The organism is Psychrobacter sp. Choline-02u-9 (assembly GCF_002836505.1).
GTDB lineage: Bacteria > Pseudomonadota > Gammaproteobacteria > Pseudomonadales > Moraxellaceae > Psychrobacter.
This window is the reverse complement of sequence record NZ_PJBF01000044.1, coordinates 39,281-63,964: the sequence shown is the minus strand read 5'-3', so window position 1 is coordinate 63,964 and position 24,684 is coordinate 39,281. Positions and strand designations below refer to the sequence as shown.

20 protein-coding genes and 1 riboswitch are annotated in these 24,684 nt (G+C 43.4%); of the genes, 9 read left to right on the top strand and 11 right to left on the bottom strand.

Features of this window, described 5'->3' with window-relative positions:
• The first annotated feature begins 518 nt into the window (after window positions 1-518).
• Window positions 519-1,895, top strand: a complete 1,377-nt coding sequence (locus CXF69_RS05250) for a dicarboxylate/amino acid:cation symporter (protein ID WP_101206037.1) — start codon at window positions 519-521, stop codon at window positions 1,893-1,895.
• A 96-nt stretch (window positions 1,896-1,991) separates the two neighbouring features.
• Here the strand turns inward: CXF69_RS05250 and CXF69_RS05245 are convergent, their stop codons facing one another.
• Window positions 1,992-2,747, bottom strand: coding sequence for a TSUP family transporter (locus CXF69_RS05245; RefSeq protein ID WP_101206038.1), 756 nt, complete (start codon window positions 2,745-2,747; stop codon window positions 1,992-1,994).
• Between the two features lie 462 nt (window positions 2,748-3,209).
• Between CXF69_RS05245 and nhaA the strand changes: the two genes are divergently transcribed.
• The 3 genes from nhaA to CXF69_RS05230 all read left to right on the top strand — a co-directional run bounded on the left by nhaA (window position 3,210) and on the right by CXF69_RS05230 (window position 6,690).
• The gene (gene nhaA / locus CXF69_RS05240; protein WP_101206039.1) at window positions 3,210-4,412 is read left to right on the top strand and encodes a Na+/H+ antiporter NhaA; all 1,203 of its coding nucleotides are present in this window, start codon (window positions 3,210-3,212) and stop codon (window positions 4,410-4,412) included.
• A gap of 209 nt (window positions 4,413-4,621) precedes the next feature.
• Entirely contained in the window at window positions 4,622-5,224 is a 603-nt protein-coding gene (locus CXF69_RS05235; protein WP_101206040.1) for a DUF2799 domain-containing protein, read from the top strand.
• Between the two features lie 77 nt (window positions 5,225-5,301).
• Window positions 5,302-6,690 (top strand): oxygenase MpaB family protein, encoded by a 1,389-nt coding sequence (locus tag CXF69_RS05230; protein ID WP_101206041.1) that lies wholly within the window; start codon window positions 5,302-5,304, stop codon window positions 6,688-6,690.
• Between the two features lie 132 nt (window positions 6,691-6,822).
• Here CXF69_RS05230 and CXF69_RS05225 read toward each other — a convergent pair whose 3' ends face one another.
• A complete protein-coding gene (locus CXF69_RS05225; RefSeq protein WP_101206042.1) occupies window positions 6,823-7,557 on the bottom strand; it encodes an NUDIX hydrolase in 735 nt (244 codons plus the stop codon).
• Between the two features lie 558 nt (window positions 7,558-8,115).
• Between CXF69_RS05225 and CXF69_RS05220 the strand changes: the two genes are divergently transcribed.
• The gene (locus CXF69_RS05220; RefSeq protein WP_101206043.1) at window positions 8,116-8,679 is read left to right on the top strand and encodes an NUDIX hydrolase; all 564 of its coding nucleotides are present in this window, start codon (window positions 8,116-8,118) and stop codon (window positions 8,677-8,679) included.
• Between the two features lie 82 nt (window positions 8,680-8,761).
• Here CXF69_RS05220 and CXF69_RS05215 read toward each other — a convergent pair whose 3' ends face one another.
• Window positions 8,762-11,842, bottom strand: a complete 3,081-nt coding sequence (locus CXF69_RS05215; protein WP_101206044.1) for an insulinase family protein — start codon at window positions 11,840-11,842, stop codon at window positions 8,762-8,764.
• Between the two features lie 296 nt (window positions 11,843-12,138).
• On the opposite strand from CXF69_RS05215, the gene CXF69_RS05210 reads away from it, so the two are divergent.
• Window positions 12,139-12,600 (top strand): universal stress protein, encoded by a 462-nt coding sequence (locus CXF69_RS05210; RefSeq protein WP_101206045.1) that lies wholly within the window; start codon window positions 12,139-12,141, stop codon window positions 12,598-12,600.
• 103 nt (window positions 12,601-12,703) lie between these two features.
• Entirely contained in the window at window positions 12,704-13,165 is a 462-nt protein-coding gene (locus CXF69_RS05205) for a universal stress protein (protein ID WP_057761630.1), read from the top strand.
• A gap of 107 nt (window positions 13,166-13,272) precedes the next feature.
• Here CXF69_RS05205 and CXF69_RS05200 read toward each other — a convergent pair whose 3' ends face one another.
• Window positions 13,273-14,208 (bottom strand): LysR substrate-binding domain-containing protein, encoded by a 936-nt coding sequence (locus tag CXF69_RS05200; protein ID WP_101206046.1) that lies wholly within the window; start codon window positions 14,206-14,208, stop codon window positions 13,273-13,275.
• A 220-nt stretch (window positions 14,209-14,428) separates the two neighbouring features.
• Between CXF69_RS05200 and CXF69_RS05195 the strand changes: the two genes are divergently transcribed.
• On the top strand, window positions 14,429-15,550 hold the full coding sequence (locus tag CXF69_RS05195) for a YeiH family protein (protein ID WP_101206047.1): 1,122 nt from the start codon (window positions 14,429-14,431) through the stop codon (window positions 15,548-15,550).
• A 240-nt stretch (window positions 15,551-15,790) separates the two neighbouring features.
• Here CXF69_RS05195 and CXF69_RS05190 read toward each other — a convergent pair whose 3' ends face one another.
• Both CXF69_RS05190 and CXF69_RS05185 read right to left on the bottom strand, forming a co-directional pair.
• A complete protein-coding gene (locus tag CXF69_RS05190; protein WP_045453470.1) occupies window positions 15,791-16,000 on the bottom strand; it encodes a cold-shock protein in 210 nt (69 codons plus the stop codon).
• A 243-nt stretch (window positions 16,001-16,243) separates the two neighbouring features.
• A complete protein-coding gene (locus CXF69_RS05185) occupies window positions 16,244-16,666 on the bottom strand; it encodes a YbaN family protein (RefSeq protein ID WP_102078689.1) in 423 nt (140 codons plus the stop codon).
• Between the two features lie 522 nt (window positions 16,667-17,188).
• Window positions 17,189-17,305: riboswitch (TPP riboswitch) on the top strand.
• Window positions 17,306-17,475: 170 nt separating this feature from the next.
• Here CXF69_RS05185 and CXF69_RS05180 point away from each other — a divergent pair.
• Window positions 17,476-18,372, top strand: coding sequence for an ABC transporter substrate-binding protein (locus CXF69_RS05180; protein ID WP_101206049.1), 897 nt, complete (start codon window positions 17,476-17,478; stop codon window positions 18,370-18,372).
• A gap of 109 nt (window positions 18,373-18,481) precedes the next feature.
• On the opposite strand, the gene CXF69_RS05175 is transcribed toward CXF69_RS05180, so the two are convergent.
• The 5 genes from CXF69_RS05175 to CXF69_RS05155 all read right to left on the bottom strand — a co-directional run bounded on the left by CXF69_RS05175 (window position 18,482) and on the right by CXF69_RS05155 (window position 24,538).
• Window positions 18,482-19,792: a VWA domain-containing protein gene (locus tag CXF69_RS05175; protein WP_101206050.1), complete on the bottom strand. Its 1,311-nt coding sequence runs from the start codon at window positions 19,790-19,792 to the stop codon at window positions 18,482-18,484.
• A gap of 132 nt (window positions 19,793-19,924) precedes the next feature.
• Complete coding sequence (locus CXF69_RS05170) at window positions 19,925-20,320, bottom strand: protein-export chaperone SecB (RefSeq protein ID WP_101206051.1); 396 nt, start codon at window positions 20,318-20,320, stop codon at window positions 19,925-19,927.
• Between the two features lie 4 nt (window positions 20,321-20,324).
• Window positions 20,325-20,621, bottom strand: coding sequence for a hypothetical protein (locus CXF69_RS05165; protein WP_101206052.1), 297 nt, complete (start codon window positions 20,619-20,621; stop codon window positions 20,325-20,327).
• Window positions 20,622-20,641: 20 nt separating this feature from the next.
• On the bottom strand, window positions 20,642-21,169 hold the full coding sequence (locus tag CXF69_RS05160) for a hypothetical protein (RefSeq protein WP_134292579.1): 528 nt from the start codon (window positions 21,167-21,169) through the stop codon (window positions 20,642-20,644).
• Between the two features lie 399 nt (window positions 21,170-21,568).
• On the bottom strand, window positions 21,569-24,538 hold the full coding sequence (locus CXF69_RS05155; protein ID WP_101206054.1) for a valine--tRNA ligase: 2,970 nt from the start codon (window positions 24,536-24,538) through the stop codon (window positions 21,569-21,571).
• Window positions 24,539-24,684: the final 146 nt, after the last annotated feature.

The following is a 24,684-nucleotide window of genomic DNA, read 5'->3' as shown; positions in this document are numbered from 1 at the left end:
ATTCTGTTTTTAATATTGCTATTAGAAACTGAGTATTATTAGATTTTATAGTAAAACTTTCACTTTTTATTAGCCAGACTATCTATAAACGATAGTCTGGCTTTTTTTGGTCTATTGGAAATTCTGAGCTTAATTAATCATATGAGTCTTATTCTTTTCTTTGCATTTCGATAACTTGAAATCAATGGTTCAATATCAATAGTTTGACATATTTGCTTACCCTAAAAACTCTTTCATGAATATTTTGTTTCATATGGGAAACAAACCGTTTAGAATAAATATTGACTATATTATGGGCACATAGTTGTAACGAGGAATGTACATTTAGAATAAAATCAGAAAAAAATCTTGCAGTGCCCTTAGCTATTCTTTTATATTGTCCACGAAAATGTGACATCGAGCGACAATCACGGGAACTTAATAGTCATAACAAGCTTTGTAGTAAGGCTGATAAGTACAATCATGTTGGCTAATGAACACTTACTATAAAGCTGTTATGCACACAAAGGATATGAATTATGTGGAAGAATTTGGGACTGACGGGCAAGATCATTGTTGCCATGGTGCTCGGTATTGGACTGGGCCTATTTCTAAACTACTCAGGATTGAACGGCGAAGGTGGCTTTGTTAACACTTACATCACCAATGGCTTCCTTGCCATTGTTGGTAAACTATTTGTCAACTCGCTAAAAATGTTGGTCGTACCTTTGGTGCTTATCTCACTGATTTGCGGTGTATGCGGTATTGGTGATATTCGCCTACTTGGACGTATTGGTACCAAAACGTTCATTATTTATATGATAACCACTGCACTCGCTATTGCGACTGCAATTGGTCTTGGCTCGCTATTCGGTATCGGTAAAGGCATGAATATCGGAACGGAAGCCGAGTTTGAAGCTGCGTCAGCGCCGCCTCTACTTGATGTATTCTCTAACATTATCCCATCGAATCCCATCAGCGCGATGGCAAATGGTGATATGTTATCGATCATCTTCTTTGCTATTTTGATCGGTGTCAGTATCTTGATGGTAGGTAAACCTGCCAAAGGCTTAGTGCAGAGCCTAGAGCTGATCAACGAAGTTATCTTAAAGATGGTCACGATCATCATGAACCTTGCACCATATGGTGTATTTGCGCTATTGACCAAAGCAATGGCAGAGCTAGGTTTAGACTTGATTTGGTCACTACTGGGTTATGTCGCGGTATTGGTCGGGTCATTGGCCTTCCACTTCTTTATCACCATGATGATTGTACTAAAAGTGTCTTCAGGCCTGTCTATCAAGACGTTCTTGGCAAAAATGCGTGAAGTACAAATCTTTGCTTTTAGTACCTCAAGCTCAAACGCGACGATTCCTATTACCTTGCGTACGGTTACCAAGCGTATGGGTGTAAACAACTCAGTTGCGTCGTTCACTGTTCCTTTTGGTGCTACCATCAATATGGATGGTACGGCTATCATGCAGGGTACTGCAACCATCTTTATTGCCAACATTTACGGCATTGATTTGGGCGTGACCGAATACTTAACCGTCATCTTGATGTCAGTACTGGCGTCTGTTGGTACGGCTGGTGTGCCTGGTGTTGGTCTAATCATGCTATCTATGGTATTTGCTCAAGTGGGTCTACCAATCGAAGGTATTGGTCTAATCTTGGGTGTGGATCGTATCCTTGATATGCTACGTACTGCTGTAAACGTCGGTGGTGATGCTGCTGTTACTACTATCGTGGCAAAATCAGAAGGCAAAATGGATCTGGCTATTTACAACGATCCTAACGCTGGTGCAAAAGATGTATTTGATGGTCATATCGATGAAGACAATGAGCGTGAGTTCTCTGAAGTCTTTAGTGATGGCATCATGGGTAGTGAATATGATGATGTTGATCGTCGCCGCTAACCCACGATTGCGAGATAGAAGTGCATAAAATAAAAAACCTCAGTCAAGTTGGCTGAGGTTTTTTTATGATCAATAACTAGTCAAATCAAAAACTAACTAGCCAAACACATACTTGGTCAACATCGCCAGACAGACCAGTACAATCACTGGACGAATCAATTTGCTACCGCCTTTAACCACCATGTGCGAGCCAAAATAGGCACCGATGGTTTGTCCAACCATCATCGCTAGCCCCACTTTCCACAGTACGTTGCCACCCAAAATAAAGAAAATTAACGAGCCAATATTGGTCGATAAATTCAATACTTTAGCCGCACCTGTTGCTTCGATAATTTGACGACCACGTAATGCCACATTGCCAAGCGCAAAAAACATACCAGTACCTGGACCAATATAACCATCATAAAAACCAATCAACGGTGCCACGACTTTTTGCCATTTGCTCTCTGAGATACGCGGTGCAGCCTCTACTTCACCCAATCTAGGGGCAAATAACGTATAAATACCGATAGCAGCGATCAAAAATGGAATCACCTTTTCAAGCAAGTCAGGTGGTGACATCTGTACAGCGATAGTGCCGATAACGGAACCAATAAAAGCGGCGATAATAGCTACTTTGATACGTTGCGGTTTGACGACCCCTTTTCTAATCATAGTAATAGACGCCGCTAGTGCGCCTGATGCCGCTTGCAGTTTATTGGTGCCAAGCGTCAATACTGGTGGGATGTTGGCCAGTAGCATGGCAGGGATAGTCAATAACCCGCCGCCGCCAGCAATAGCATCAATAAATCCTGCCAACGCGGCCACCGCAGTAAGCATTAAAATAATCTCTAACGAGAAAGTTAAGTCCATGACACTGACCTGCAAAATATGATAAGAAGAGAAAAGGAGTTCTGAGATAAGGCTAAAATATCATTATCGATAAGCTGACAGCTTACCAGTGCTAGCAAAAGAAATAATGACACGTCGCACAGCGCTGCTCATTATAAAGATAAAACCGTAAAAAAAGCCAAAAACGTAACAAAGTCTGCTAAATTTGTCTAATAACGTTCCGAATATGCTCAGCCAAATAGCGACTGATTAAAAAGATTTAACGACTTACAACTGTATTGACCTTCATATCCCCTTTATAATATTGCTGTTATTGATATAAAAAAGCGAGCGGATGGTCTTCGCTCAACGTATTTTGTTGTTTATATTAATAAGAGTATGAGAAACTGTTAGGGTCTATCTGCTATCGTTATACAAACAGCGAGATAGACATTTGAAGTTATTGAATGATTTAGTGAATTATATTTAGCAAACGGGGATGATATGGCAATACGAAGGATTAAGGCATTTTTTGAATTTGAAGCAGCGGGCGGTATCGTTTTAGCATTGGCTGCCATTGCTGCAATGATCATTGCCAACTCCCCTCTCAACGTATGGTATGAAGGTTTTATTCATGCACCTGTCTCCATTCAGATTGGTGAGTTCGCGATTGCCAAAGATGCTCATCACTGGATCAACGATGGTCTGATGGCAGTTTTCTTTTTCTTGGTTGGATTAGAGCTTAAGCGTGAAGTACTCATCGGCGAGCTGTCCAATGTCAAACAGATAATACTGCCAGCAGGGGCCGCACTCGGCGGCATGATTATGCCGGCGATTGTCTATCTGCTCTTTAACTACAATGAGCCTGAGTTTTGGAAAGGTTGGGCCATTCCTGCGGCTACAGATATTGCCTTTGCACTCGGTATTTTGAGTCTCTTAGGTAATCGTGTACCTAACTCCCTAAAGGTCTTCTTAGTCTCTATTGCTATCTTCGATGACATTGGTGCGATTCTGATTATCGCTTTGTTTTATACCAGTGAGTTGTCGTTAGAGTCATTGGCAGTAGCTGGTCTATGTTTGCCGTTCTTATATGTTCTTAATCGCCGTAACGTCACCAATATCACACCATATCTACTCATCGGTCTGATCATGTGGATTGCCGTACTCAAGTCTGGTATCCATGCAACATTGGCAGGTGTGGTATTAGCACTGTTTATCCCGATGTTCGACCGCACTGATCCTGAGCACTCTCCACTTGAAGAGCTAGAGCACGATCTACACAATACCGTCGCCTTTGGTATTTTGCCAATCTTTGCTTTTGCCAACTCGGGTATCTCTCTCGAAGGCGCAGGTTTTGCTGAGCTATTCCACTCAGTGCCGCTAGGTATTGCCGCTGGTTTGTTTATTGGTAAGCAGTTAGGCGTCATGATGATGTGCTGGTTAATCTTCAAACTTGGTATCTCAACCATGCCAAAAGGTATGGACTATAAGCAAATCTACGGTGCAGCTCTATTGTGCGGTGTTGGTTTTACCATGAGTTTGTTCATCGGTGGTTTGGCATTTGCTGGCGATACCACTATGTTTGATGAGCGCTTGGGCATTATCATGGGTTCAATCGTCTCTGGTATCGCAGGTTACATCATGCTAAAAATGAGCTTGAAAGATAATGCTAGCGGTACATCGGTCGATTTGACTCGCCCACATTGATGAAACATAGAGTGGCTTATAGTGGTACTACTTAATGTTGATGCCACTTATAAGCTGCTCTATTTTATTTGTATGTACGTTATCGAGATATTTATAAGTGACTTAGCAATTAATGACAAGTCTGCATAATGTAGTTGATTGCTAGCATCATTTATTTGTGTTCACAGTTATTATCGTTATGATAGTTATCACAGCTATCGGAGCTAACCATGTACCGACTTATACACCGCGTTGTACGTCAACTGGCATTAGGTTTATCTGTGTTCGGTAGTATCTATCTGCTAGCAGGCTGTGCAACACTCTCCAAGCAAGAATGTCTCATCGGTGATTGGCAAGCTATCGGCTATAACGATGGCGTGGCAGGTTATCATTCAGACCGATTAGCATCTCATACAAAAGCCTGTGCCAAAGCCAGTGTCGCCCCCGACTACCAAGCATGGGAGCGCGGTCGTAAACTTGGTCTACAACAATACTGCACTATCAATAATGCCTATAACATCGGTAGACGTGGTCGTCAATTAAACAATGTTTGTCCAATTGCTATGGCCAACACATTGCAAGCGGCTAATCAAAAAGGGCTAGATTATTACGCCTTAGACAGTCAATTAGACAAAGACAATCACCTCTTAGATACTTACCAATCAGAATTCGATAAGCTAGAAAATGGTGAAATGCTAGACTTTTCTAATGAAAAAGAAGCCCGTGCACGGCTGCTATCTCTATCTGATGAGATTCGTGATACCAAACGCCGTATCCGAACAACACAGCAGCAATTAGACTCATTGAACCGATCCAGTAGTTTTTACGAATGACTGGGATGCGAAGCTATCGCAATGCAAGTTTTACGTTCTAAGGCATGTCCTCACTCTGAAAATGGTACTTGATAATTATGGATAAGAAAATCATCAATACGGCAAGTACTCCAACTGACAAACCTGACTTTCAGTCATCGAACGCTCCATCATCGAACGCTTATCAGCGTCATGGACGTACCACTGCTATCGATGACCATAGCGATTTGCAGGTTTTAAAACGCATTAAACGTTATCTATTACCAAAAGACTTTACAATATCGCCTGCTCTACTTGATGAGATCGTGGCAGGTTACGATATTGGCGATCCACTCGCAGACGCGTTAGCTGCTCAAAGCATAAAATTTGCAAAGCCTTTACAGCATACTATTCTTGGCGATAATTCAAATCATAATCCTGCGAACAATGGCCTTGTAAACAAGGACCTTGCAACCAACCCATCATTTAAAGCGCTCACTGAGCAATTTAGCAGCCATCCTGATTGGTTCGACCCAAAGCTTGCTCGGATAGGTGCGGTTGCCTATCGGCGCTATCCACTCATGCTCATTTGGCTACTGCGTAATGTTGCTTTGATGGCTGGCTATAGCATCCCTGCCCTCTCGCTACCGCTCATTCAGACGGGCGCACTGATGCACGATGCGCTACCACGACTGATGCGTACTTATGCCTATATCTTGGCCGTGTCTGAACACCCTTCATCTAATATGAGCGCAGGCAATCAAAATAAACCTGTCGAGCAAGTGCTGGCCATTGGCTCTGAGGGCTGGCGACAATCGATCCAAGTACGTCAGATACATACCTTGGTAAGGCAGAACCTACTCAAAGGTAAAGGCAATGCTGCTACAGGCGTGATACCAAACGCCGAGCAACATCATAACCCTGATGGTAGTTGGAATACTGACTATTGGGGCATCCCTATCAATCAAACCGATATGATTGCCACCCACTTACAGTTCTCGTTACTAATTATGCGCGGTCTAAGATTGTTAGGCGCACGTATTAGCACAGAAGAAGCTGAAGGTATCCTGCATCTATGGAATCTTGCCAGTTATTGGATGGGTGTTGATCTAGATCGTTTACCAAAAGATGAGGCCGCGTGTTGGGAATGGCTCTATACCTATCTATCGATACAGCAGCTAGATTTTAAGATGGGTCAGCCATTGGCAAAAGCATTGCATGATTTACCGCGTCAGCTGATGGGTGAAGACAATCGGCGTGGACGTTTTGTTGAAATGGTCAACGCAAGTGTCACTCGCACCTTAGTTGGTGATGATATAGGCGATGGGCTGGACTTACCAAAATCGAAGATACGCTTTGGTGTATTGTCTTCAGTACCGATTCTTTTTGCGCTCGATACTGCACGGCAGCATAACGCGTCCGTTGCTCATAAGCTAGAAGCATTCCGTGCCAAGCGCCAAGACAATATGAACTGGTGGCTTAAAAAGAACGATGATTATTATAAGTAGATGACCATAGTCATTCCACTATAAAAGCATTACTGCGTTAACCTCGTTTGAAGTATTACATATACATCTACACTCGGTTGCCTTGTACTACTTTTAAATTGCATCGACTATATTATAAATAGATGACATTTATCAGCGTTTGTTTTCTACGCGGTAATACCATTCTAGCTGTCGATCAAACCCTGTTTCTAATAGGTTAGCAATTACCCGTCCTGTTAGCCCCCATACTGTCTCACCATCGACCTGCCAGCTCGGCGTCAGTATGGTAGCCATTTGCTCTTGCATCTTATACTCAATCTCATATTCTACCGTTGGTTGAGTGACTAACGACTCTAAATCTGCCCAAAAGATACGTGATATTTCTCCCGCTTCAGGTACGAGTACTAGGCCAGGAGCGATAAGTGCCACGATTGGACGTACGCTCATACCGCTTTTTGAAGTTTGGATCGGTAGCTGACCAAGCAATTGGACTTTATTGGGTGGTAGTGCTGTTTCTTCGCAGGCTTCACGCAATGCGGTAACGACATTATTGCCATCGCCTCGATCATGTTTACCACCTACACAAGACACTTCACCCGCATGACTGTTCATATGGGCAGCGCGGCGTGTTAGTAGTAGTTTAGGCCTGCGCTCATGAGTAATCGCGACCAATATTGATGCATCAGCAATGGGTGTCTGATATAAGCTGTCTAGAATACGCGTACTTTGTGAGGTATTGCCACTCTCGTACATCGCTGGACTCGTCAGCGCGTTCAATGTCTCGTGCTGTACTCGCTCGGCTAATTGACGAAGCGTCGGATGACGAATAAAAGTAGGTACAGCAACTGACAGGTTATCGAAGCTTACAGCCTCCGGTGGGAATAACATTATAATTGCCCTATATTTTTATCGTTATTAAGCGGTATCACCAGCATCTTTCTTATTTTCTATTATTAAAATCGCGACTAGTAAATAAAACCAACAATCTATTTATTGTTCTCGGCCACGCGACTTGTCAGCGGCTTTAGTATCAATAATTACTGAACACTCACTAGACTAGCGCAATATAATAGTGGCTGCATGCTATTTATGTGACTGATTCATTGCTTATCAATGCTCAATAACGGCCTTGTTGACCAATAACAGTAAGCCTATCTGTGAAATGATGCGTTACTGTTATCGTGATTCTGTCCGTCGATAATATGTGCTATCTTAAGACGATAGCTGCTCTTTAGAATAATATCTTATATAAGTCAGGTACGTTTAAATCAGATGCATTTAAGTTAGGTTTATTGTCAGTTCTACGCCATTTGCTGCCTGTAGCAATTGTCTCATCATCCTTGTATCTAACGTATCTCGAAACGATGACAGCAGCACTTCAGAATATAGGTCTTATAACCTATAAAAAACATCATACACAATAACTTTTATAACAAGGTAGTTGATATGCGCTATTGCCTCCAATGCGGTCATGAAGCAGAACGAAAAATCCCACCTACGGATAATATGCCGCGTTTGGTATGCCCCAATTGCCACTATATCCACTACGAAAACCCAAAAGTTATCTGTGGCTCGCTGGTGGTACATGAAGACAGAGTGCTACTGTGCCGCCGAGCGATTGAGCCACAATATGGGCTATGGACGATACCTGCAGGTTTTATGGAAAACGGTGAGACCATGGCTGAAGGCGCAGCACGCGAGAGCTACGAAGAAGCTGATGCCATCGTACTGAATCCGCATCTATACTGCATTTATGACTTACCAGATATTGGGCAGATCTACTCTATCTATCTGGCCGATCTAAAAGATGGCGCGTATGGTATTGGCTCAGAAAGTCTCGACTGTGCACTGTTTAGCGAAGAAGACATCCCATGGGATACACTGGCATTTGAAGCCATTCGCCGTACTTTAAAAAGCTACTTTGCTGATCGTAAGCAGTATAACGAGTTGTCAGAATTTCCGATTCATCAAGACAAAATTGGCAAAGATTTGAGTATCAAGCGATATTAGTCAATTACCTAACCACAAAAAGCCAAGCATGATGCTTGGCTTTTTTGTGCTTAACTTTTAATCAAAAACAAACCTAATGGTCTTAGCTCTTAATTCTACAAACCTCAAAGCCTAGGCCTTTTACTGCCTCTTCTTTGTCGTAAGGCGCTAGCACCGCACGTACATGCTTTTGACCTTGTAGATATTGCTTGGCAACGCGCTGCAAATCAGCGACCGTCACGGCCAATATCGACGCTCGCATTTTGCGCTGCCAGTCAACACCACGATGATGCAGATTTGCAAAGCAGGCTTTGATTGCTTCGCCTGCAGGAGAGCCCGGCTTATCCATACCTGAAATAATACCTAAGATAGCTTCTTCCAATTGCTCATCGGTCTGTGGCTCGTTTAATAACCACTCGATACTGGCATCAAAGTGAGCAAAGGTCTCAGAGCATTGCGGATCACGATAGCTAAAGAACTTAAAGGCACAAGCGTTGGCATCATAGCCCGCACCGCCACCATAGGCACCGCCACGCTCACGAATCGCACTGTGCAAATAACCGTTACGTAGGTAAGGCGCTAACACCATGAGTGCAGCGGTATCAGGATGGTCAGCAGCAGGTACGGTATAAGCACTGGCATTGTGATAGACATTGGTTGGTACTAACCATGCTAAATCTGCAACATCTAGCACGTCGTTTTTAACATCGTCGCCACTCTCTAATGTTTTGACTGTATCAGTCGCACCATTCAATGCAGTATCTAATTGCAGGTTTGCAAACTCACTTGGAATATTTGCTACTGCGTTCGTTAAATCATTAGAAGCGGTCGTCGCTTGGCTGTCTTTCCAGCTATCGACGATTAAGCTACTCAAGCGTTCGGTTTGCTCTGCCTCACAGATAATAACGGCATGCTTAGGCAAGCTGATCAGACGTTGATGTAAATCCATCAAGCTCGTAGCCAGTTGATCCCACTGAGCATCATCTGTACTAGCATGTGCCAAGAAATCTTTAAGTGCGTTCAATGCTGGTAGGCCGCTGCGCACATATTCCAACTGCGCTTGGCGACTCATGCCACGACTGGCCGTTTGCATGGCGTATGAATGACCAGATCCTGCTAGATTTGATTGCCAACCTGCTTGACGCTGTTGCAAGATTTCTTTGATACGGTCATGCTCAGAGAAGATACTATGCTCCATGACTTCTTTGAGCAAATCAATCGCTTCAGGCTTGCGATTTAGCGCACGCGTTGCCACCACAAAATAACTGCTAATTGCTTGGCTATCATCGACGTTGGTACGCTGGCTAATACGAGCGGTCACACCAGAAGAATGCGCTGCTTGCTTAGCTTGCATCTCGTGAGCGCTAAGCGAGTCAGTACCTAGCTCAGACAATAGACTTAAATAAATAGGTAGCAATGGATGATTAATCACATCATTGACTGGTAGCTCATCTGCGCTCGCATTACCGATTGCCTCAGTGAGTGGAACAATCACTTGATAGTAATAAATGCCATTGGTGCCGGCTTCATACTCAAATAGCGTGCCGTCTTGCCCGCTCAAACGCACCTGCTTTTGCGTGCCTTCTTTAAAGCTGATATCCGTTGGTACGTCTTCTAGACCTACTTTTGGTAATAAGCTTAAATCATCTGGCGCAGCTTGACGTGCAGCCAAATCTAAGGCTTGTTGCTTCAAGATCGACTTATCATCAGCAGTCAAATCCATCGCGATAGTATCCAAACGAGTCTGCTCAGCTGCTGCCAAACGGGCTGTTTTTTCGCTATCAGGGGTCATCGTTACGCGTACGCGATGCTGATTGTCCAATAAATGCGTTTTAATCAAGTTCGGTAGCCACTGTGGATCGACAACTTGCTCACGTAGCCACTGTAGGTGCTCGTCTACTTCCCAAACATCGATAGGGTTGCCGTCATGAATAGCGGTACTAAAGCCCTCTAGCATAAGGTTTAGACCATAAGGTATGCTATCGCCGCCGATGTGACGCTGATCAATTTCAATCTGATGCAGAATGGTTTCGATTGTCTCATCATCAACTGGTGAATTGGCTACTTCGGTCAGTAAGTCAATAATGCCCTGCTCGACCGCTTCGGCGTGTTCAGGGTTAGAACCGCGCAGTCCCGTATAAAAGACCATTTCATAATGACTGTCATCAAGTCCCAATAGCGGACTTGGCGCTTTACCTAGTGGATGGCTGTCAAGATAAGCACGCAATGGCGAGCCTGCATGCTCAATCAATACGCCTTCTAATAGACGCAATGCTAAGCGCTGCTTAGGATCGGTAATCGATGGTAGCAACCAAGCAACCACATGATGCGTCTGATCTGGGCCCGCTTCGTCAGCAGTATAAGTGTCAACCGCGCTGATTGGTGAAAACAAACGTTGCTCAGGACGCGATACATGCTTTTTGCCTGCTTCAAACTGAATCAAGGCATCTTCGTGTATCTTCGCTTGCGTCTCAGCAACAGGAATATTACCGAAGCTCATGATCACACTGTTTGACGGATGATAATGGCTCTGGTGAAACTCGGTCAGCTCAGTGTGCGTCAAGTCAGGAATATCGGCAGGATCGCCGCCTGAATTATAATGATAGGTCGTCGTTGGGAACAGATGATGAGCAACCGTATGATATAGCTGATCAATCTCGCCACTCATTGCGCCTTTCATTTCATTAAAAACAATACCTTTAAACTGCGGCTTGTCATTTTCGTCAAGCTCCACGCGAATGCCTTCTTGGGCAAAATCGAGCGGATGAATATTGGGGAAAAACGACGCATCCAGATAGACAGCAAGCAAGTTAAAATAGTCGTTTTTGTTTTGCGTCGCGTATGGATAGGCCGTCCAATCAGCGGCGGTCATCGCATTCATAAACGTGTTTAATGAGCGTTTAATCATTGAGAAAAACGGATCACGTACTGGGAACTTATTCGAACCACATAATGCCACGTGTTCTAAAACATGCGCCTCGCCTTTTGAGTCCATTGGCTGGGTGCGAAAACCGACCAAAAATGCATTTTCATCACTTGGGTGTGCCAGATGATAATGCATCGCTCCTGTTTTTACATGCTGACTGATCAGCACATCCATCGATAGCGCCTCAATATGGCGATGCTCAATCAGCTCAAATGCTGGATGCAGCGTTAAATCAGCAGTAAATGGCGTGTCCGTCATAGTTATCCTTATCGCTTATCATGCGTATAGTGCCCTGACTGTCAGGGAAAATAGAGTAATAAATTGGCTAAAAAAGAGTTGGCTTAGCGCTATTAGTGGGGCTGCGACATGGATAAGTCAAGGCAGCAGCCATGCAATAATCCACCACATAATCTACGCGGCTATCAACTTTAACTATTAAAGCCTTATAGTTACAAATTTATAAATATCCACAATTTTATTATGGATTTATTACTTAACAAAGGTGATTTGCACTGCTACTATAAAGTTAACTATTAACAGGAGTGGAGTACTTTATGAGCTACCAACACGTTTTACTGGTTACTGACTTGCTGTCTGATGCGGACAAAGTGGCGCTAAAAGCCAAACGTATTCTCGCAGGCTCTCCTGAAGCCAGACTGTCTGTCTTGCATATAGTCAAAGATGACATGGTTCGCTTTGGTTACGAGCTCGTGCCTGCCTCTAGCCTCTCGGGTAATGTCGATAATGAAAAGTGGCAAGAAGCACGGGCGAAATTAGCGCAATTTTTGGCACGTAATGAGCTAGAAGCAATCAACTCTGAGGTCACCGCTGCCATCTCTAATAGTAAAGGTATCATTAATTACTGCCGTGAAAAAGACGTCGATTTACTTATCATTGGACGCCATGAGCGCCATGGTATCGCTGCTTGGTTGGTAGGAGCCACTGCCGATAGTATCTTGCCAAATGTCCCTTGCGACAGCTTAGTGGTGAAGCTTGATCAGCCTGTCTTGGAATAATTGGCATTGATTGCTCCAATCCGCTGCTAAAGACGACAAGCTTTACTTAACAGCGCCCTAGAGTAGTGCTATAGTAAATACTATCTGACATGAGGAAGACGCTATGAGTTACGAACATATTTTACTGGTCACCGACTTACTCTCTGATGCAGATATAGTCGCCCAAAAGGCCAAGCGCATCGTCGAAAACCGTCCAGGCTCTAAGCTATCTGTTTTGCATATTGTCAAAGACACCATGGTTGGCTTCGGCTATGAGCTGGTGCCTGCCTCTAGCCTATACGATGAGATTGATGATGAACGCTGCCAAGAAGCGCGTGCAAAGCTGGCGCAATTCCTTGAACGCAATCAGCTAAATGCCGCAACGTCGGAAGTCACGACTGCCATCTCTAGCAGTGAAGGTATCGTCAGCTACTGTCATAAACACGATGTCGATCTATTGGTCATCGGACGTCATAAGCGTACTGGTATCGCTGCATGGATCAGTGGCGCGACAGCAGATAATATCTTGCCTAATGTACCTTGCGATAGCTTTGTGGTGAGATTGGACAAGCCTGTTTCAGCATAACAATATGCTTTGATTGTCTTATATTATCTAAAGCATGTCTCAAAAAAAGCGCAGCGTAACTTTTAACGCTGCGCTTTTTTATGGCTAATAGTTTTTAGAGTCATCGTTTAACTCTGTTGAATAATATCTATAAAGGTTTGCCAAATGGGGCTTTGGTGACGGGCTTTGTGCCAAACTAGCCACCATGTCCTTGATAGATCAATTCCCGCTACGTTCACTTGTACCAGCTCACCTGTTGCCAGTTCTGTCTCAATTACATGCTGCGATAGACAACCAAGACCAATATCTGCACTCACCATGTGCTTGATGGCCTCGGACTGATGTATGGCCTTTACCACTTCTGCATTGGGTAGATACTTAAGCAATTGCTCGTCGATAATCTGCCGTGTGCCTGACCCTGCCTCACGTACCAATAGCGGCAACTGCGCTAACTGATTAATACTCAGCTGATAGTAGTCCTTATCTTCGCTATAGGTAGCTATACCCTTTAGCCACTTGCTATCACGCTTGGCAAATATCATCAGCGTATCAGTACGCCATTCGCGCTGCTCAATGGCTTTCATATCTACCGGACGCGGCATTCCTTCTACCAGCGCGATATCGATATTTAGTTGCTCAACCTCGCTAACTACCTCTTGCGTATTGGCAATATACATATCAACATTGGCATCGGGCAACGCTTCATATAGCTTGCCAAGCAATGACGGCAGCACGTAGTTGCCGATAGTGGTACTGGCACCGATATGAATCTGCCCTGCTTGATACTGATGATAATGCTCAAGCGTGAGCGACTGACCCAAGATAGCCTGTGCCTGTATATAAATCGGATGGGCATTGGGATGTTGATTGAGCCTGCGACCGACGCGCTCAAATAGCGGCATCTGTAGTCTAGACTCTAACTCTGTCAGTGCACTACTAACCGCTGATTGTGATAAATGCAGCTCCTCACTGGCGCGACTGGTGCTGCCTGTCTGATAAATACTGACAAAAACAGCAAGCTGCTTAAGCGTAATCTTTGGCACTGTCTGCACAGATTTTTTCATAATATTGATATTGCCTTATGCCAGTTTTTGCGCTGTTTTATTCGTGACGTTTGTCTTTTTTGATGCTTATGCGCGGTATACCTATTTTTATTATAGATACTAACCTAAAAAATCGATAGTTTATATCTTATTAATCTGTTTTTATTATAAATACAGCAGGCATATACTGTCTATTCATAAGCTTATGCTTATCTTAATATAAGTAATAGGATGCCGCATCATGCAAACATTCGTCCAATCAGTCAGCAACTCCGTTCATAACTATACCCCTAATCACCGTCACTTGGCGGGATTGGTAGTCGTTCTGATTGGTAGTTTATTTTGCTTATGGTTGGACAGCAGTTTGGATATCTGGTCAAACGGGCATATCGTTGGACTATCCTCTTTAACGCTAGCAATTTTGCTAGGTATGATCTTAGGCAATACTATCTATCCCAAATTCACTGAACGTTTAAACAGCGGCGTTTGCTTTTCCAAAGGTCAGATACTGCGACTTGCAATTATGTTTTATGGGTTTAAGCTAACCATGACGCAAGTTGCGAGCGTCGGTATGCCAGCGATTATGACGGATGCACTGGTACTGACATCAACTTTTTTGCTGACCTATTGGTTAGGTACTAGGTGGTTAAAAGTCGATAAAGAAACGGTTATTTTAATTGGCTCAGGGGCAAGTATTTGCGGTGCTGCTGCCGTCATTGCCGCAGAGCCTGTGGTCAACGCGCAAGCTCATAAAGTCACTATCGCCGTGGCAACTGTGGTGGTGTTTGGTACTATCGCGATGCTGCTCTATCCTTTTTTATATCATCTTGGTTGGTTACAGCCTTGGCTCAGCGCCCAGCAGTACGGAATGTACACTGGCTCAACCGTCCATGAAGTAGCGCAAGTCGTAGTCGCAGGTAATGCAATCAATACCGAGATTGGTGATACCGCGGTCGTGACCAAAATGATACGCGTCATGATGCTCGCGCCTTTCCTGCTTGTGTTATCGTTTGCGCTAACCAAAGATCGCACCGTAGATAGTGCAGCTGTAGAAGAAGATAATAAAGACGAGACAGCGTCATTTATGACTCGTGTCAAACAAGTCAAAGTGCCATGGTTCGCGTTTATCTTTATCGGCATTGTGTTGATACATACTTGGGTGCCGATGTCTGAGAGTGTCGTACACAGTATGGTGATGCTAGATGATGTGCTACTTACGATGGCTATGTTTGCATTAGGTCTGACCACGCATCTAAGTGCGATCAAGCAAGCTGGCGTTAGACCGCTTATATTGGGTGCCATTATGTTTGGTTGGTTGATACTGGGCGGTGGTCTGATTAATATCGGCATTAGCTTTATATAATAATTCGACTGTTCATTTTTAGCTTATTACTTCATTGCACAACATAAAAGGCCTCTAGTTATAAATAGCTAGAGGCCTTTTTGCATTGGTCGCGGTCTAATATGATTAGTTAAAACCTTTCAAATAAGACTTCTACTCGCTTAAGTACTCATATCTTAAATATTAAATCGCAGACGAAAAAAAACGAACCCGAAGGTTCGCTTTTCTACATCTATTCATCTATCTGTCTATAAAGACAAATTAGATAGCAACGATGTTATGTGCTTGTGGGCCTTTTTGGCCTTGAGTTACAGTGAACTCAACTTCTTGGCCTTCAGCCAAAGTTTTGAAACCTGAACCAGTGATTTCGCTGTAATGAGCAAAAACGTCTGCGCCAGTTTCTGGAGCGATAAAACCAAAGCCTTTAGCTTCGTTGAACCACTTAACTGTACCTTTTTGAACGTCTGACATAGTATAATCCTACTTTTAAATTTATTAATGGTCTAGTGACCGGTAACGCTTGCAAATAGCTACTGAACGATAAATATTAAAACGAAGGATTATAACTAATACTACGAGGTAATGATTTGGTGCAGAACTGCTCTTAAGCTTGGGCGTATTATAAGGGGTACATCCCAGTATCGCAAGTCTTATCTCATGTTTCGTGTAACCAGAGCCGTTTATTGGCTGATTTTGGCGCAAATTGCAACGGATTTAGGCATTTGGTAAACGGAACAAATATATCGCTACCCCACTACAGACAGTGGCTACCGCCCATGCCATCCACATCATATCGGCAGGCAAACGATAAAATAACATAATTGTCGATGCTGCCATCATAACCGTCGCTAAACACTTGGCATAAAGCGGAACGGCATGATTCTCTTCCCAATCACGGACGAATTTACCAAAGTATTTATGATTAATCAGCCAAAAATGAAAGCGTCGAGAACTACGCGCCCAGCAGCCTGCTGCTAGCAGAATAAAAGGCGCTGTAGGCATCACTGGCAGCAATATACCGATAATACCCAAGATAAAAAACAACCAACCAAGCGTCACAAAGGCCCAACGCAGCATTGGGCTGTTGGATTGATCAGTCTTGGGTCGGTAATAGAACGCTTTTTTATTGTCGGTCATATAAGTTGTCAGTTATGCCAAATGTCAATTGTCTAGAGTAGCGCCTATTATATAAGCAGCGGCATAGAAGGCTAATATAGAAGGCTAATATAGAAGGCTAATATAGAAGGCTAATATAGAAGGCTAATATAGAAGGCTAATATAGAAGGCTAATATAGAAGGCTAATATAGAAGGCTAATATAGAAGGCTAATCATGCAATATCGCCCGTCTGCGCTCAAGACTATTTATATAAGGTTTTTGCTATTGATAGGTATGTTTGGTTAGTAATTGGGTAAGTACCAATAATAAATGCTGCACTCTTTTATTAATACATTGATTGAAAGCGCTTATAAAAAGCCGTGATAAACAACAGCTATCATAAAGAGCGGTTAACGAACACCTGTCATCACCTGTCATCGTCTTTCCCGATACGCTTGCATCCCATCTTGTAAGTCGTCTATGATGACGCAGTAGCTATCGATAATAGCCATTCGCAGTACGGATTCATTAGCGGTACTGATCGAAAATAATGTAATACCAATCAATCTTGTCGGGGTGCTTTGATTTAACGCTGTAGACACAGCTCACATCATCGCTGAGATACACCCGTGAACCTGAAGCAGTTAGCACTGACGTAGGAAACAAGCGTGACACGCCCTCAGAGGTCTATAAATAAGAGCAGTCTATAGATGATGTACTCGTGATACCTATATCAAACGCCGAGCATCTGACAGTTAGCATTGCGACCTCACTTTTCTTATTTAGCCTTTCTTGTTTTACTTAATCGTATCAGTCTGATTGTTTTCCATACCTAAAAAGGAAACAACCATGCAACCGACCACCAAACTTACTCTGACCCTCGAATGGTTTTTAAACCCTGATCACCTGCCCTTTATCGCTGGTGTGACCACGGGCGCATATGAGCAAGCAGGGCTTGATATCACTATTATCGAGCCAGATGATCACTATGATGGCTTTGCCGAACTACAGAACCAGAGCATCGATCTGCACGTCAATGAGCCTATCCATCTGTTTGAACATTACGTGCCTAATCTACGCGCACTAGGCTGCTTTTTTGAGACCGATGGCGGCATATTGATGCAGCAGTCTAGTATGGATAAGCTCAAAAACAATCAACCTATCCTCATTTGCACCCCTGCCGCTGAAGAAAAGACCAATCGTATTGGCTTTGAGATATTGGCTCGCTATGCCAAGAAAAATGGCTTTAGTATCAGCCGTGATAATGTGACCTTTGTACAAAAAGACTTTTATCACATCAAAAACCTGCAAGAAGACCCAAGCCTAGATGGTGCATGGCTATGCTTTTATAACTTTGAAGGCGTTGAAGCGACTCATGAAGGGTTGGAGTTTACGTTTATCGATCAGCATCTGTCACCTTATCCGAACTTTTCAGCGTTAGAGATTCTCACGACTGATGAGATCTATAGCGCGAAAAAGGAAGCGATAGATACCTTTATCCAAGTGACCAACCAGATGACGGAGCTGTGCAAAAACGAGCCAGAGACTGCTCATCGTATGTATTATGACTATAGTAAAACCGAAGCAGATGTGCTGATGGATGCCATTATTGATAATACGTTAGGTAGATTGATCACGCCGATTAAGCCTGATGCAAATAAATGGGAAGAACTGCGTGAGATGTTAGCCGAGATCGATATCGTGACCTTGACTCATGAGCAATATCAGTCGCTTTGGGCGCTATAGAGATTTTAGAAGTTACAATATTTTGAATAGTAAAAAACCGCCATAGTATTTGCTGTGGCGGTTTTTTATTTAGCTGTAATCGAATAATGAGGTTAACGCAGTAATACTTTTATAGTGAAGTGACTATACCAAGTTGCTTGGCTTCTTTTAGCCACATTGGAAACTCTTCTAGCATATTTTCATACAAGGCTTCTTCGCTGATATCGTCCAAGTCATCGAGTTCAAAAAAGTCGCAGTTATCAATCACACGCCCTGTCATGTCGTCTAGTTTTTTTAGGATGCCATAACCACGACCACCCAAGCCCACAAACTGCCAGAATATCGGTAGTTTCGCCGCTTCCGTCATGACTCTTGTGATACCGCGATTGTCATTCACCCCGCCATCACTGATAAATAGCACATAGACAGGTACATCCAAACCATCTTTTTGATAAAACTCCGTCACGGCTTTCATGACCTCTGCTTCATTGTTGATGCGCGGGCCAAGTGCCCATTTGCGCCAACCGCCATGAGCGTTGTCAATGAAGCCGTCATAGTTGCTCAGCCCAATCTCACCCAAATACTGCGGATCTCGGGCAAACGCCCAACAGTCTAGCGCTTGGTCATCATCGAAGTTCACTGCCAATGGCAATAGGCGGTTGACCACTTCTTGTACGCGACCTTCTTTATATTGTCGATTCATTGAGCCTGTGGCATCTAATACTAAAGCAACTTTAGCCGTTAATTGCTGTAACTGGCGTTTTTCTAGTGAAATGGTAGCTTTTTTGGCGAGGTTAACGAGTTTCGGTGCTTTTTCTAGCATCACTTTTTCTAAGGGAATTTTTGAGGTATTTATTTTAGAGGGTTGCGGAGCTGGTGAAGCCGTAGTTTCATTTTTACCCTCTTCTACATCGCCACCAAAGTGCTGCACGATTGCCGCTAGTCCTCCATTAAAGCCTTGCGCCACATTGGCGACACGCCAAACTCCACTCTTACGATAAAGCTGCATCAGCATACTGGCTTGCTGCTGGGCAAAGTCTGCTGCTTGATATTCTGCCTGCGCTTTTTGTGATTGCTGCCAAATGCCAATCTCTAATGACTGAATTTGATTCAGCGGCGTGTCGGCTGATAATACAAAAAACAAGCTGTCTATATTATCTGCCAGTTTGGATAAATTCACTTCAAACTCAGCTTGGATACTTTTATTCGCCGTTGGCTGCGACTCGTAATGGGTGAGCTTGATTTGCCCGCACGGTGAGGTTGGCTGATTATAAAACACCATGTAATCATCATTGATTAGCTTACCCGCTGCGTCTAAGGCAAAGCAGCTGATGTCCATCTCTATCGGGCTTTGACGAGTGAATTTAAGCGTGATGGGTGCAGTATCGTCAACAGCAAGGTTGCTTAGAGGCGCGCGTTGTCCGATGGTGAGATGGTTCATGGTGTTCCTTACTTTAGCGTGTTATTCCTTTAAAGATGATAGCGTAATTACTGACATTAAAAAACCGCTACAGTTAGGACTGAAACGGTTTTTTAATGTCAGTAAAAATTTTGGATCATGATATTTTTCAGGCTAATTTTCATACCTAAAAGTAGGAACTTCAATCAGAGGCAGATGAAAATTTAAATCAGAACGTGCGCATAATGCGGCTACATTCTCCCTGACATAAGGCAGTAGAATCAAGGGAGCATTATAGTTGGACCAATGCTCTAGCTTATCCCTTGGAAATTCACCTTCAAGTGTAAACACACCAAAAATATCGACTTCCAAACTAAAGCCTTCATTTTTTTTGACGTTACAAATAAAATTTACAAGAATAACATCATCATTAGGTTCAGGAACTTTAGAACCTACTTTAAACTGGACATCGACTTCTAACTCTTCTGCAGACGCTATAGCCTTATCAAAAACTTCTAGATAAAGCTTTTTAACTTGTATCGCTTTCAACTGTATAGGATGATGTTTCATAATTTCACGCAGCTATTAGGTAGTCTTTATCGAAATTATCAATTTCAGAAGAATATATCGATTTATAAGTTAAGTTAATATCTTTGGGCACAAAATAGCCAGATAGGGTTTCTGACGCACAACTTTCCCTAACTGAGTATTGCTCAATTTCATAATGTTCCGTTCTATCTAAATCTAAAAGATGATTTAAAGTAAGAACGAATTTGTTATCTTCTGACTTTAGCAGTCTTTCATTAACATCTATAGGATTCATAGACCTTATTTTTTTTACAGTTGCTTCGAGCGCTTGTTGGAGGTTCATTTTTTTCTCCTTAAATATAACTATTCAATATATTCTATAATCTTAATATCAACTTCATTCTTAACAATAATTGCTAGAAAGGAGTTAGAGAATGCAACATTCTGACCCAAATTAGGCACTGATAAAGATATTTTCAACAAATTGAATTGAAAGTTTAAATTTTTTTCTAATTCTTCTATAAAGAGATCGAGCTTTGCTCCATAGCTCCTCTCTTTGTACTCACCTATTGGAAAAGCAGTGTAAAAACTTTCACGCATCTGAGCATCAAAATCTAATACTTTTTCCTCATCAGATTCTATATGAACGTCAAACTTGACTATCTTACAGTCTTTTCCCTTATCGTAAAAACCTTTCGCTAACGCAAAACTAGACCAAGTTTCTGCACAATGTATTGCCGTTGTTCTATCTTGAGCATAGTACCAAAAATATATCCCTTTCCCTGCTTTACCTATCTTGCCTGTAGGAGAGAGAACAAACCCATTCACTGATATATTTGCTGCATGATACTTAGTCGTACCGTGGATGCCTTTTAGTGTAGATATATTCACAGTTAAAACGACCAGTAACATTTGAGTTTAGGGTATGTACTAACATTTAGCTACGCTAGCTTCGATATTTTTATCAGCACATTTTAGAAAAGTTATATTCTTTGAACACACTTATTATGGAGATATCATCAATAGAATTACATTAATATTTTCTGATATATGTCACAAATAAAATAAAATCTTATTTGTGTACAGAGATTATACATCTTTTGAATATTAACTTCATTATAAACAATGTTATCAGAATCAACTATTTCATCGAACGTATCTGTAAAAGGCCTCTCCTACAGCTAGCGACTATTACATTTAATATTCATAAACTATGTTTAAAATGGGCAATAAAAAACGCCATCACAATTGTGACAGCGTTCTTTATTACTATAGATATTTACGCTTTATTTATAACGCTTTTAACTGCTCCATCTGCGCCGTCATCGCGGTCAACTGCCCTTCTAGCTCAGCCAGTTTCGCTTTCTCAGCATCGACCACTTCCGCAGGCGCTTTACTGACAAAGCCTTCATTACCTAGCTTACGAGCGATACCGTCAGCTTGCTTCTGTAGTTTTTCATGCGCTTTACCCAAACGTGCCAGCTCAGCCGTTGGATCGATCAGACCTTTCATCGGTACGAGTACCCGTAGCTGACCGACCATACTTGATGATGACAGTGGAACCTCATCGCCTTCTTTGACGATCTCCAAGCTCTCGACTTTGGCAAGCGCTTTAAACTGGTTTTTGATACGTGATAAACGCGCATCTTCATCGCTAGAGACGTTTTGTAGTAGCACTGGCAGACGTACGGCATTACCCAGTTTCATCTCACCACGGATATTACGGACGCTCGCGATTAGCTCCTGTAGCCACGCCATATCCGCTTCAGTCTGCTCACTGATTTGGCTGGCATCGGTCTGTGGATAGTCAGCAACGACAATGCTGTCGGTGTTTTTGCGACCCAGTAGCGGCGCGATGGTCTGCCAGATTTGCTCAGTCAGATACGGCATGATTGGATGACTGAAGCGTAGCGCTGTCTCAAGGACGTGCAGCAGTACATAGCGGATTTGCGCTTTACGCTCGCTTGATACCGAGTCATCATTCAGACTGGCTTTGGCAAGCTCAACGTACCAATCACAGTACTCGTTCCAGATAAACTCATAGATATCTTGGCTGACCATATCGAGACGATACTGAGCGAAATGCTGATGAATATCGGCAACGGTAGAGTTCAGACGACTCATGATCCATTTTTCTGGTAATTCCCACACATCAGGATTAGCCGCTTGGTCGATAGGCTTGGCATTGCCTTCGCTATCGACACAGTTCATCAGTACAAAGCGGCTGGCGTTCCAGATTTTATTACAGAAGTTACGATAGCCCTCGACACGCTTTAGATCAAAGTTGATATCGCGACCGGTACTGGCAAGAGAGGTGAAGGTAAAGCGCAGTGCATCCGTACCAAAGGCTGGGATGCCTTCTGGGAACTCTTTACGCGTTTGCTTTTCGATTTTGGCCGCGTCTTTTGGATTCATCATGTTGCTGGTGCGTTTCTCTACCAACGCTTCTAGCTCAATACCGTCGATGAGATCGATCGGATCTAAGACGTTACCTTTTGATTTTGACATTTTTTGACCATTGCCATCACGTACCAGACCATGCACATAGACGGTCTTAAACGGTACTTGCGGCGTGCCATCTTCGTTTTTCACGAAGTGCATGGTCATCATGATCATGCGGGCCACCCAAAAGAAGATAATGTCAAAACCTGTCACCAATACGCTAGTTGGGTGGAAAGTGTCCATCACGCGTGGATCGGCGTTGGCGTCTGCCCAGTCAAGCGTACTGAATGTCCATAGACCCGAGCTGAACCATGTATCGAGTACATCATCGTCTTGGCGCAGTTTGACATCGTCGCTTAGGTTGTATTTAGTTCGTACTTCCGCCTCATCACGTGCGACATAAATCTCACCTGTCGCATCGTCATACCATGCAGGGATACGATGACCCCACCACAGCTGACGGCTGATACACCAGTCTTGCAGGTCGGTCATCCATGCCATATACATGTTTTTGTACTGGGCAGGGACGAACTCAATGCTGCCGTCTTCTACCGCGTCAATCGCAGGCTTGGCAAGCTCTTTAACTGCGACATACCACTGATCGGTCAACCACGGCTCAACGATCGTACCGCCACGCTCAGCACGCGGGGCTTTTAGTGCGTAGTCTTCGATATCTTCTAGCCAGCCCTGCTCGCCTGCTTGCTCTACAAGGAATTTACGCGCGGCAAAACGCTCAAGTCCTGCATAGTCGCTCGGTGTAGTCTCTAGCTCTGGCTCACGTGTTTGCAAATCAGGATAAACTTCCATCGCTGGCAAAATATTGGCGCGCTCATCAAGGATGTTAATCAATGGCAAGCTATGACGACGACCCAATTCATAATCGTTAAAATCATGCGCTGGAGTGATTTTGACACAACCCGTACCGAAGTCTTTTTCGACATAGTCATCGGCAACGATAGGCACGACACGACCCGTAATTGGCAAGGTAATGGTTTTGCCGACTAAATGCGCATAACGCTCATCGCTAGGATTAACGGCGACAGCGGTATCACCAAGGAGTGTCTCAGGACGCGTGGTAGCGACGACCAGATAGTTTTTACCATCTTGGGTGGTTAGGTCTGTATCGGTGAAATGATAGCGGAAATGCCACAAGCTGCCTTTTTCGTCATGGTTTTCTACTTCTAAATCAGATAATGCGGTTTGGAACTTTGGATCCCAGTTAACTAAGCGCTTACCACGATAAATTAAACCATCATCAAATAGACGAACGAACACTTCTTTTACCGCATTGGACAGACCATCATCCATGGTAAAGCGCTCACGCGACCAGTCAACCGAGCTGCCCAAACGGCGAATCTGGCTAGTGATATTGCCGCCTGACTCTTCTTTCCATTCCCAGACTTTATCGATGAAATCTGCACGCGTCATATCACGGCGCTTGATACCTTGCGCCTCCAGACGACGCTCAACGACCATCTGGGTTGCGATACCCGCATGATCCGTACCCGGCTGCCACAGCGTATTGTCACCATCCATACGGTGATAACGGGTGAGCGCATCCATGATCGCATTGTTAAAACCATGACCCATGTGTAGCGAGCCAGTGACGTTTGGCGGTGGCAAGGCAATAGAAAATGACTCGTCTTTATCAAAAGTCGGCTGAAAATAGCCGCTTTCTTCCCAGCCTTGGTACATACCTGCTTCAACTTCCGCAGGGTTATAGGCGCTCTCTAATTGGCTTAGCGCCGCTTGGATCGACTGGGTCAGATTGGTTTTCGCATTGCTATCAATGCTGGTATCGGTATTAGGATTGCTCATAATAGGGTGATCTTATTGTTGATAATGAATGTGGTCAAAATGAGATAGCGCGAAACGCTATAAAAACAGGAAAAGTAGTTGATAGTGTGATTTTAACGCAGATAGGCAGATTTTGTTAGATGGTAAGGCAATTTATAAAGCCTGAA

Coding starts and splice junctions, on each gene's coding strand:
- CXF69_RS05250 (WP_101206037.1), top strand. CDS start 519: ATGTGGAAGAATTTGGGACTGACGGGCAAGATCATTGTTGCCATGGTG.
- CXF69_RS05245 (WP_101206038.1), bottom strand. CDS start 2,747: ATGGACTTAACTTTCTCGTTAGAGATTATTTTAATGCTTACTGCGGTG.
- nhaA (WP_101206039.1), top strand. CDS start 3,210: ATGGCAATACGAAGGATTAAGGCATTTTTTGAATTTGAAGCAGCGGGC.
- CXF69_RS05235 (WP_101206040.1), top strand. CDS start 4,622: ATGTACCGACTTATACACCGCGTTGTACGTCAACTGGCATTAGGTTTA.
- CXF69_RS05230 (WP_101206041.1), top strand. CDS start 5,302: ATGGATAAGAAAATCATCAATACGGCAAGTACTCCAACTGACAAACCT.
- CXF69_RS05225 (WP_101206042.1), bottom strand. CDS start 7,557: ATGTTATTCCCACCGGAGGCTGTAAGCTTCGATAACCTGTCAGTTGCT.
- CXF69_RS05220 (WP_101206043.1), top strand. CDS start 8,116: ATGCGCTATTGCCTCCAATGCGGTCATGAAGCAGAACGAAAAATCCCA.
- CXF69_RS05215 (WP_101206044.1), bottom strand. CDS start 11,842: ATGACGGACACGCCATTTACTGCTGATTTAACGCTGCATCCAGCATTT.
- CXF69_RS05210 (WP_101206045.1), top strand. CDS start 12,139: ATGAGCTACCAACACGTTTTACTGGTTACTGACTTGCTGTCTGATGCG.
- CXF69_RS05205 (WP_057761630.1), top strand. CDS start 12,704: ATGAGTTACGAACATATTTTACTGGTCACCGACTTACTCTCTGATGCA.
- CXF69_RS05200 (WP_101206046.1), bottom strand. CDS start 14,208: ATGAAAAAATCTGTGCAGACAGTGCCAAAGATTACGCTTAAGCAGCTT.
- CXF69_RS05195 (WP_101206047.1), top strand. CDS start 14,429: ATGCAAACATTCGTCCAATCAGTCAGCAACTCCGTTCATAACTATACC.
- CXF69_RS05190 (WP_045453470.1), bottom strand. CDS start 16,000: ATGTCAGACGTTCAAAAAGGTACAGTTAAGTGGTTCAACGAAGCTAAA.
- CXF69_RS05185 (WP_102078689.1), bottom strand. CDS start 16,666: ATGACCGACAATAAAAAAGCGTTCTATTACCGACCCAAGACTGATCAA.
- CXF69_RS05180 (WP_101206049.1), top strand. CDS start 17,476: ATGCAACCGACCACCAAACTTACTCTGACCCTCGAATGGTTTTTAAAC.
- CXF69_RS05175 (WP_101206050.1), bottom strand. CDS start 19,792: ATGAACCATCTCACCATCGGACAACGCGCGCCTCTAAGCAACCTTGCT.
- CXF69_RS05170 (WP_101206051.1), bottom strand. CDS start 20,320: ATGAAACATCATCCTATACAGTTGAAAGCGATACAAGTTAAAAAGCTT.
- CXF69_RS05165 (WP_101206052.1), bottom strand. CDS start 20,621: ATGAACCTCCAACAAGCGCTCGAAGCAACTGTAAAAAAAATAAGGTCT.
- CXF69_RS05155 (WP_101206054.1), bottom strand. CDS start 24,538: ATGAGCAATCCTAATACCGATACCAGCATTGATAGCAATGCGAAAACC.